7 protein-coding genes are annotated in these 9,154 nt (G+C 57.8%); all 7 read left to right on the forward strand.

Features of this window, described 5'->3' with window-relative positions; translation table 11 throughout:
* The first annotated feature begins 12 nt into the window (after positions 1-12).
* The 7 genes from DFP98_RS27855 (at position 13) to DFP98_RS27885 (ending at position 8,894) form a co-directional block, all read left to right on the forward strand.
* Positions 13-1,797 (forward strand): cache domain-containing sensor histidine kinase, encoded by a 1,785-nt coding sequence (locus tag DFP98_RS27855; protein ID WP_116063911.1) that lies wholly within the window; start codon positions 13-15, stop codon positions 1,795-1,797.
* Positions 1,794-3,401: a response regulator gene (locus DFP98_RS27860; RefSeq protein WP_116063912.1), complete on the forward strand. Its 1,608-nt coding sequence runs from the start codon at positions 1,794-1,796 to the stop codon at positions 3,399-3,401. Before DFP98_RS27855 ends, DFP98_RS27860 begins: the two co-directional genes overlap by 4 nt.
* A gap of 129 nt (positions 3,402-3,530) precedes the next feature.
* Complete coding sequence (locus DFP98_RS27865; protein WP_116063913.1) at positions 3,531-4,910, forward strand: ABC transporter substrate-binding protein; 1,380 nt, start codon at positions 3,531-3,533, stop codon at positions 4,908-4,910.
* Between the two features lie 10 nt (positions 4,911-4,920).
* Positions 4,921-5,937 carry a Gfo/Idh/MocA family protein gene (locus DFP98_RS27870; protein ID WP_116063914.1) on the forward strand — a complete coding sequence of 339 codons (1,017 nt, stop codon included), beginning with the start codon at positions 4,921-4,923 and terminating at the stop codon, positions 5,935-5,937.
* A 3-nt stretch (positions 5,938-5,940) separates the two neighbouring features.
* Entirely contained in the window at positions 5,941-6,948 is a 1,008-nt protein-coding gene (locus DFP98_RS27875) for a Gfo/Idh/MocA family protein (protein WP_116063915.1), read from the forward strand.
* A gap of 93 nt (positions 6,949-7,041) precedes the next feature.
* Entirely contained in the window at positions 7,042-7,746 is a 705-nt protein-coding gene (locus DFP98_RS27880) for a glucosamine-6-phosphate deaminase (RefSeq protein ID WP_116063924.1), read from the forward strand.
* Positions 7,743-8,894 (forward strand): N-acetylglucosamine-6-phosphate deacetylase, encoded by a 1,152-nt coding sequence (locus DFP98_RS27885; protein ID WP_116063916.1) that lies wholly within the window; start codon positions 7,743-7,745, stop codon positions 8,892-8,894. The genes DFP98_RS27880 and DFP98_RS27885 overlap by 4 nt, the downstream gene beginning before the upstream one ends.
* Positions 8,895-9,154 lie beyond the last annotated feature (260 nt).

Raw genomic sequence — 9,154 nt, forward strand, 5'->3', positions numbered from 1 at the left:
CAGGTGAACCTCATGAGAAATCCTTTTAAAACCTTCTCTTTTTCCGTCACCTTTTTCACCTCGTTTCTGTTCATATCCGCCGTGCTCATCGCGCTGCTTGGCAGTACGGGCTACTATATTACAAACCAAGAGGTCGTTGACAAGACGATCTCTTCTCGTCGTTTGCTCCTGAACGAGATCAATAAGCAGATCGAGCTGCAGCTACAGACGGTGGAAAACGATTCCCTGGTCATCTCCAGCAACCCGGTCGTCATTCAATATTTGCAGAAGAGCGAATCTTCTTTTGAACGGATCGAGCAGAACGCCGAGGTCATTGATCTGCTCAGCCGACACAGCTATGTGAACGAAGCGGTTCACTCCGTGCAGCTCTATGCCGTCAATACGACGGTCAGCACGCACATCGGCGCCAACGGCGTGTTCGCTTACGATATTTTGAAGAACAGCCCCTCCTACGAAACGATTCGCAACGCCGATTCGGCGTGGTTCGGAGCCCGGCCCCTGGAGGTCGCAGGCTACCTGGTCGGGAAGGAAGGCGTCGTCAGCTTCATGCGCAAGGTGCTCTCGTCCAAGGGGGAGGAGATCGGCATTCTCTCCTTTAACCTGAAGCTGTCTTACTTCCGGCAGCTGATGTCGGGGGATACGGCGGACGGAGCCAGATATGTACTGGATACGAGCTTGCGGCTAATGGTGGACTCCGATCCCGAAACGGAGCATGCCGTTCCTTATGACGAATTGGCCGACCGACTGCCTGGGATTATGGACGGGGCAGCGGAAGGAGCGAACTATGCCGTCGCCGAGCTTGGCGTCAAGCGGCTGCTCATCTGGAGCAAGCAGCAGCGTACCGGCTGGACCACGATGGACGTCATTCCATGGAACGAGATTACGCAGGGCAGTCGGAAAATTCAGCAGACGATCGGTCTCGCCGTCGCCCTATGCGTCGTTCTGGCCATTACGATGGCCTTCTTCCTCTCCAGACAGTTCGTTCGCCCGATCCGCCGTCTCATTCAGGCGATGAACCGGATGAAGCAGGGGCATCTCGACTTGAGGGTCGAGAACGATTACGAGAATGAGTTCGGCTACTTAAACAAAAACTTCAATCAAATGACCCAGAACCTGGCGCAATTGCTGGAGGAGGTCAATGAACAGAATCGGCGGAAAAGGGAAGCGGAGATGCGGGTGCTTCAAGAGCAGATCAACCCGCATTTTCTCTACAATACGCTGGACACGATGAACTGGCATGCGATCGAATCCGGCGCAGACGAGATCAGCCGGATGCTGTCGCTTCTCGGAAGAATGCTGAGGATCGGCCTGTCCAGCGGAGCCTCGTTCATTACGGTCGCCAAGGAGCTGGAGCATCTGCACTGCTACGCCGAGCTTCAGAAGATCCGTTACCGCAATCACGTCGGCTTCGAGTTCGATCTTCCGGAATCGCTGGACGATTATTACATGCCGAAGCTTACGCTCCAACCGTTCGTCGAGAACGCGCTCATTCACGGCTTCCATTCCGGAAGGCGGGGAACGATTCGCGTGACCGGCAGGGCGGAGGAAGGCAAGCTCATTTTTACGGTGGAGGACGACGGTCACGGAATGGACCCCGCCGCACTGCCGGCGGCTCGGGAGCATACCGGCTTTAGGAACGTAAGGGAGCGAATCGAGCTCTATTTCGGATTCGAATATGGAATCGATGTGGATAGCCGGCCGGGGGCGGGTACGAAGGTTGTCGTGAGCCTGCCGATGCTCGATCGGGAGCCGATTAATGTCGAGGGGAAATCTCGGGAAGGAGATGGGGGAGCGTGAAAATTCGAGCAGTCATTGTCGACGACGATATGACAACGCTATACGGGTTGCAGAGATCGGTTCCATGGGGAGAATTCGGTATCGAGCTAGTTGGCGTTGCGATGAACGGACAGGAAGGCTTGGATCTGATCGAGCTCCATCGTCCCGATCTGATTTTGACCGATGTTTACATGCCGGTGATGAACGGCATTCAGATGCTGGAGGCGATGCGGGCGAGGAAACATACGGCCGTGGCGGTCATTCTGAGCGGCTACGAGGATTTCAAGGTGGCCCAGGCCGCGCTTAAGCTTCAGGTGTTCAATTATATGTCCAAGCCCGCGACATTGGGCGAGATCGGCGAAGTGCTGCGGGGGGCGGTGGAGCAAATCCGGAGCAAGCGCAGTAGCGAGCAAGAGGAGCGGGAACTGCGCGAACTGCTGGACATTCACTTGCCCGAGACGCGGAAGCAGCTGTTCAAGGGGCTGCTGGAGCCGGGCTTTAGCGAGACCGCTTTTTTCACGAAGGTGTCCCGGCGGTTAAAGCTCGATTTCGCCCGCCAATATTTTGCCGTCGTCATGCTCGAATATGCCGTCACCCGGGAGCGGGCCGATTACAAGGCGAGCGACCTGCCCAAATTCACGTACGGTGTCAAAAATATCGTCGAAGAGATGAATCGGACGAGACCCGGCGTTCAACTGGCGGACATGCAGTCTCGGGTTATCGTTTTGCTCGTGTCCGTACCTGCGGAGGTCCGCAAGGAGTTCGTCCTGTCTCGCGTGAAACAGACGGCTCGGGAGTATGCCGACAATATCCGAAGCTTCTTGAAGCTCCAGGTGTGGGCAGCGGTCGGCAAGCCTGTGGACTCCGTGCAGCAAATCCCAGTCTCCTACCGGGAGGCCGGCCTCCTTCTGGCGGACAAAGATGCGATGGGGGATGCCTGGCTGCTCAGTGAAGACGAGCTGCAGGGCAGAGGGAACAGGGCAATGCGCCGTCCGCTGGATCATTATCAGAAGATCGTCGAAGCCGTCGTGCAGGGGCAAGTCGAGTGGGTCCCCGAACGTATTCGGGAGTTGACGGAACTGCTGCTGGAGCAGGGGGCCCCCGGGATCGGAACGCTGCGCGACATGGCCATCGATCTGATGGGCATGCTTGCGATCTCCCTCTACGAAAGCGGAGTTCAGATGGAGACGATCCATCCGGGCTTGTATGTGTACAAGGACATCGAGCGGATGACGAGTCTTCGGGATTTCGAAGCATGGCTGACGGAGATAACGGTGCCGGTCGCCGAGGTCATGAGCAGCCGGGGAACGCACAAGCACCGGAAAACGGTCGATTTTATCAAACGCTACGTGCAGCAGCATTATGCCGAGGATTTAACGCTTGATGTCATTGCCGACAAGGTGTATTTGACCCGCAACTACTTGAGTCAGATTTTCAAGCAGGTCACGGGAGACAATTACAACCAATACTTGACCCAAGTTCGTATGGAAAAGGCGAAGGAGCTTATGGCATCCGGCAAATACAAGCTGTATGAAGTCGCGCTTCTGGTAGGCTACAAGAACAATGCTTACTTCAGCCAGCAGTTCAAACGCTATTGGGGCTGCAATCCGTCCGAGTTCGGCTAGGAGCGGGTGCATTCTCTCATACTTCATATATTTGCGGTACATTTTATAGATTTCTATTATTTTTATCGAAAACGGGATTCCTATAATGAAAGGTAGAGCCAGTCATTCAAACTTAAGGGGTGTTCGCGAATGATGAATAGAAGGACCAAGCTGTCCAAATGGTGTTCCCTTGCTCTGCCGATGGCCCTCATTACAGGATTGATCGCCGGGTGCGGAGCGGGGGGCAATACAGAAGTATCGCCTTCGAGTTCGGCCGTTGAGTCGGCCGGCGCAAGCGGCTCGGGAACGGAAGTCTCGAGCGGAGACAAGGTGGAGCTTCGCTTTTCCTGGTGGGGAAGCCAAGGACGGCACGATCGGACGATAAAAGCGATCGAGAAGTTCGAGGAGCTGCACCCGAATATTAAGGTTAAGTCGGAGTATTCGTCTTGGGACGGCTACTGGGAGAAGCTGTCCACGCAGGTGGCGGCGAACAATGAACCGGACGTTATGCAGATGAGCGTGCTGTATATTAAGGAATACTCCGAGCGCAGCATTCTCGCCGATCTGAATCCGTTTGCCGGCAAGGAACTGGGCGTAGCCGACCTGAACGCCGATATTTTGGCGAATCAAGGCACGGTAGGGGGCAAGCTGGCCGGCATTCCGATGGCGGACAACGCTTCCGTTCTGTTGATCAACAAAGGGATCTTCCAGCAGGCGGGAGTAGAGCTGCCTAAGCTGGACTCGACCTGGGAGGAAATTTTCGAATCCGCGCGGCAGTTGAAGACGAAGCTCGGCGGCAACGCGTACGGCGTGTTCGATTCGGCTCCCTCGCTGGAAGCGTTCATGTACTACCTGTTCTCGGAAGGCGATAAGCTGTACGACGGCAACAAGCTCGGCTACCAGGACGACAACTTGAAGAAGTGGCTGCAAATGTGGGAGGACGCCCGCAAGGAAGGGCTCGCACCTCCGGCTAACCTGACGGCTTCGTTCCTGCCTCTGAGCAACGCAGACCCGAATAAGGACGCCCTGCTGAAAGGCGGCGTGGCCATTATGGGACCGACCTGGATCGCGACTCTGCCCGCTTACGAGAACATCATGAAGGACAACGTCGATATGATCTCTTATCCTCGCGGCCAGAAGACGGGCAGCGTGCTGCAAACGTCGATGTTCCTGTCGGCCTCGGCGAGATCCAAGCATCCGAAGGAAGCGGCGATGCTGATCGACTTCCTGGTGAATACCGAGGAAGCGGCCGATCTTCTCGAGACGGAGCGCGGCCTTCCGGAGAACAAGAAAGTTCGCGAGTATTTAAGTCCGAAGTTTACGGACCGCGATAAGAAAATGATCGCCATGCTGGAGCACGTCTCGGGCATCGAACCGGCTTGGTACGATCCGGGTCCGAAGGGCGCCGGGGAAGTGACGAAGCTGTTCGAGCAGATCGTGCAGAAGCAGCAGTTCGGCCAAGCGACCATTGACCAGGCGGTTGCGGAATTCCGCAGCCAAGCGGACAAAGTGTTCGAGAAAAACAATTAGGAGCCGCGGAATGAACGCCAAAACGTATGCAATTATCGGTTGTCAGCACGGGCATATTGAAATATTTATTCAGGAGATGCGGGAGCTCGGTTTCGCTTGCGTCGGCCTTTACGAGCGGGATAACCGCAAGCTTGCCGAGGCGATTGCCGGCAAATACGGCATTCCGCTTGTCGAAGACTGCGAACGGCTGCTCGGCGACGAGGTCGGCATCATCGGCTGCGCGTCGATCAACAGCGAGAAAATTGACGTGATCGAGCTATGTGAGCGCCACGGTAAATCCGTCATGGTGGACAAGCCGGCGGTCGTCGACGAAGCGGGGCTGGAGCGGCTGAGGCGGGTCATGGAGCGGGGCCGGATTCAAGTCGGCATGCTGCTGACCGAAAGGTTTCGCCCTTCGGTCCATACGGTCAAGAAGCATATCGATGAAGGCAAGCTGGGCGACATTGTCGGAATCGGCACGCGCAAGCCGCATCGGTTAAATGCCTCTTCCCGTCCGGATTGGTTTTTCGTCAAGGAACAGTGCGGAGGGATCCTGATCGATCTGCTCGTTCACGATTTCGACCTGCTGCGGTGGCTCACCGGCAAGGAAATTAAGCGGATAGACGGCGTCGTGGACAAAAATATGCTGCCGCAGCATCCGACCTTCTACAATACGGTCAATTTGCAGGTCGTCATGGAGGATGGAGCGGTCATGCAGTTGTACGCCGACTGGCATACGCCGGAGAAAAGCTGGACTTGGGGAGACGGCCGGATTTTCGTAACGGGAACGAAGGGCTTTGCGGAACTGCGGCTGGAAGGAGATCCGCTGCTGGGGAAGGAAGCGCTGCTGCTGGAAGTGACGGACCAAGCCGAATGGGCCAAGGTCCCGTCGGAAGCGCCTCCCTGGACGATCTCCGAGGATTTCGTCCGCAGGATCGACGGCTATTCCTCGATTCTGACGCACGAGTGCATTCTCAAAGCGAGCGAGGCCGCGATCGTTGCCGACAGCCGGGCTGTCTATACGACGAGCGAGATGAAGGGAGTTTAACGGATGAGCGCAGGAAATCGGGTCCGGTTCGCAATCATTGGCTGCGGCGTCATCGCGGAAGTGCATGCCGAAGGTATCGCCAAGGTCGACGAGGCGGAGCTGGTCGCGGTATGCGATGCCAACCCCGAGAAGGGCCGGGCATTCGCGGACAAATACGGCGCGACTTTCTATGAACGGCTTGAGGATTTGCTCGCCACGCCCGAGGTCGAAGTCGTCAACGTCTGTACGCCGAGCGGGCTGCATGCCGAACAAGCCGTTATGGCTGCGCGAGCGGGCAAGCATGTGATATGCGAGAAGCCGATGGCGATCCGGCTGGAGGACGCGCGCTTGATCATTGAGGAATGCCGCAAGGCGGGAGTGAAGCTGGCGACGGTGTTCCCGCGGCGGATGGCGCCTTCGGCACGATTCCTCAAGTCGTTTCTGGACGGAGGCGGCCTCGGCCGACTTACGCTGTGCGACGCCTTCGTCAAGATCTACCGAAGCCAGCAATATTATGATAGCGCCGGCTGGCGCGGCACTTGGGCGATGGACGGCGGCGGGGCGATGATGAACCAGGGGATTCACACGGTCGATCTGCTCCAATGGCTGGTCGGTCCGGTCGAATCGGTGTATGGCCGGGCGAGCGCGCTTCAGCGCAAGATCGAAGTGGAGGATACGGCATTGGCTCTGCTGCAGTATCGCGGCGGGGCGATGGGCATGCTGAATATGACGACGACCGTCTACCCGGATCAGGGGCAACGGCTTGAGATTCACGGGGAAAAAGGAACAGTCATCTACCGCGAGGACAGCATCGAGCTGTTGGAGGTTCAGGGAGAGAAGGTTGGGCTGCCGACATTCGAGTCGTTTAACGTGCTTCCGGACGGGCATCGCATCCAGATTCGCGATATGGCGTTGGCGGTGCGGGAAGACCGGGACCCCATCGTCACAGGCGAAGAAGGCATTCACTCTCTCGCTATTATTCTAGGTACGTACGAATCTTCGCGACAACGCGCCGAGGTGAAGCTCGGGTAAGAGAAGGAGGAATTTGCCGTGAGCGAGTCCGCTTTGCGTCATAGCGCGACGGTTGACAAGCTGCGAGTGCGGGTGTACGACAATCGGGAAGCGATGGGCACTGCAGCGGCGAAGGCCGTTGCCGAGAAAATCAAGCAATTGCTGGCTTCGAAGACGGAGCTGCGGATGATCTTCGCCGCCGCTCCTTCGCAGAACGAGCTGCTGGCCGGCTTGACGGGCGACCCTTCTATCGATTGGTCGCGGATTACGGCTTTTCATATGGACGAGTATATCGGTCTGCCGAAGGAAGCGCCGCAAGCGTTCGGCCGTTATTTGTCCGAGAGGCTGTTCGACCGGGTCGGGTTCAAGGCCGTTCATCTGATCGACAGCTCCGGCGCGATCGAGAGGGAATGCGAGAGATACGGGGAGCTCCTTCGCGAGGCGCCGATCGACATCGTCTGCCTGGGCATCGGGGAGAACGGGCATTTGGCCTTTAACGATCCTCCGGTCGCGGACTTCGGAGATTCGTATACGATCAAAGCGGTCGAACTGGACGAAGCCTGTCGCCGACAGCAGGTGAACGACGGCTGCTTCGCGGAGATCGGCGACGTGCCGACCCATGCGTTGACGCTGACGATTCCGACGCTTCTGTCCGCTTCGCATCTCTATTGCATTGTGCCGGGTCCGACCAAGCGGGGGGCGGTTGAGCAAACGCTGAACGGCCCGGTGACGGTCGAATGCCCGTCATCGGTGCTTCGGAGGCATACGGATTGTACGCTTTATTTGGACCTTGATTCCTACGGTGGGGCGTCGCAATGATAAGGGCGATCCACTATGCGACGGGCGGAGCGATCGAGATCCGGCTGAAGGGCGGCGTCATCACGGCCATAGAAGCCGTCCCCGAAGGCGGAGCGGACGCACCGGAGGAGCTGCCGATAGCCGCCCCCGGTTTGGTCGATCTGCAGATCAACGGCTACCAAGGGCGGGACTTCAACCAACTCCCGCTATCCGCCGCCTCCGTCTCCGAGTGTATTCGTCTGTTATGGGCGCAAGGGGTAACGGCCTGTTATCCGACGGTCATCACGAATGATGCCGATGCGATCGAACAAGCGGTGGCGGCGATCGCGGACGCATGCGATAGCGACCCGTTGATGAACGGCTGTATCGCGGGTATCCATCTGGAAGGGCCGTTTATCTCCCCGGAGGACGGAGCGAGGGGAGCGCATGACCGCCGGCATGTCCGCCCGCCGGATTGGGAGCTGTTCAGCCGTTGGCAGCGGGCCTCGGGCGGCCGGATCAAGATTGTTACCCTGTCACCCGATTGGCCGGAGAGCCGGGAGTTTATTCGCCGCTGTGCGGCAAGCGGGGTCATCGCGTCCATCGGCCATACGTCGGCGACGTCGGAGCAAATTCGGGAAGCGGTCGAAGCCGGAGCGCGGATGTCGACTCATCTGGGCAACGGGGCCCACTTGATGCTGCCTCGCCATCCCAATTACCTATGGGAGCAATTGGCGGATGATCGCCTTTGGTGCTGCTTGATCGCCGACGGATTCCATCTGCCGGAGCAGTTTTTGAAGGTCGCGCTGAGAGTCAAAGGGCATAAAGCGCTGCTCGTCAGCGATGCCGTAGCTTTGGCGGGCATGGAGCCGGGAGGCTACGAGACGCCCGTGGGCGGCCGAGTCGTTCTGACGCCGGAAGGCAGGCTGTATTTGGCCGGCAATCCGTTGATGCTGGCCGGCTCGGCCTCGATGCTGACGGCCGGCGTCGCCCATCTGACGAACGGCGGTCTCGCCGAATGGCCGGAAGCCTGGAACATGGCATCGGTTCGCCCCGCCGCGCTGATGGGTCTGCCTTCCGCCTTCGGACTGACCCCCGGCGCCCCGGCCGATCTGGTACTGCTTCGCCGTTCGCTTGACGGACGCGCGGAAATCGAGCAAACGTTCAAATCCGGCGTAAGAGTTTATTGAACCCTCGGGGGCTGTCTCATAAGAATGGCCTCCGCATATCCGCCGTCGGCCCGCCGAGGCACATATTTGGCCTCCGCTCACTGGCCCCGTGCCCGCCAAGGCACATTTTTGCACTAGTCATGCATCAAACCTAACATGAAAAAAAACGATCTCCATAATTACCTGTATAAGGAATATTATGATTGTTTTCTCGTAGCCAAACGCATTAAAGCTCCTTTATTGTAGAAATGACGCGTTATCCATCATTTCTCCAAAAAAGG

Origin of the sequence: Cohnella phaseoli (genome assembly GCF_003386235.1) — a bacterium.
In the GTDB taxonomy this organism is placed as follows: domain Bacteria; phylum Bacillota; class Bacilli; order Paenibacillales; family Paenibacillaceae; genus Cohnella; species Cohnella phaseoli.

What these genes read in the sequence shown, in the direction of transcription:
- DFP98_RS27855 (WP_116063911.1), top strand. Translation starts at nt 13, where the DNA reads ATGAGAAATCCTTTTAAAACCTTCTCTTTTTCCGTCACCTTTTTCACC.
- DFP98_RS27885 (WP_116063916.1), top strand. Translation starts at nt 7,743, where the DNA reads ATGATAAGGGCGATCCACTATGCGACGGGCGGAGCGATCGAGATCCGG.
- DFP98_RS27880 (WP_116063924.1), top strand. Translation starts at nt 7,042, where the DNA reads ATGGGCACTGCAGCGGCGAAGGCCGTTGCCGAGAAAATCAAGCAATTG.
- DFP98_RS27870 (WP_116063914.1), top strand. Translation starts at nt 4,921, where the DNA reads ATGAACGCCAAAACGTATGCAATTATCGGTTGTCAGCACGGGCATATT.
- DFP98_RS27875 (WP_116063915.1), top strand. Translation starts at nt 5,941, where the DNA reads ATGAGCGCAGGAAATCGGGTCCGGTTCGCAATCATTGGCTGCGGCGTC.
- DFP98_RS27865 (WP_116063913.1), top strand. Translation starts at nt 3,531, where the DNA reads ATGATGAATAGAAGGACCAAGCTGTCCAAATGGTGTTCCCTTGCTCTG.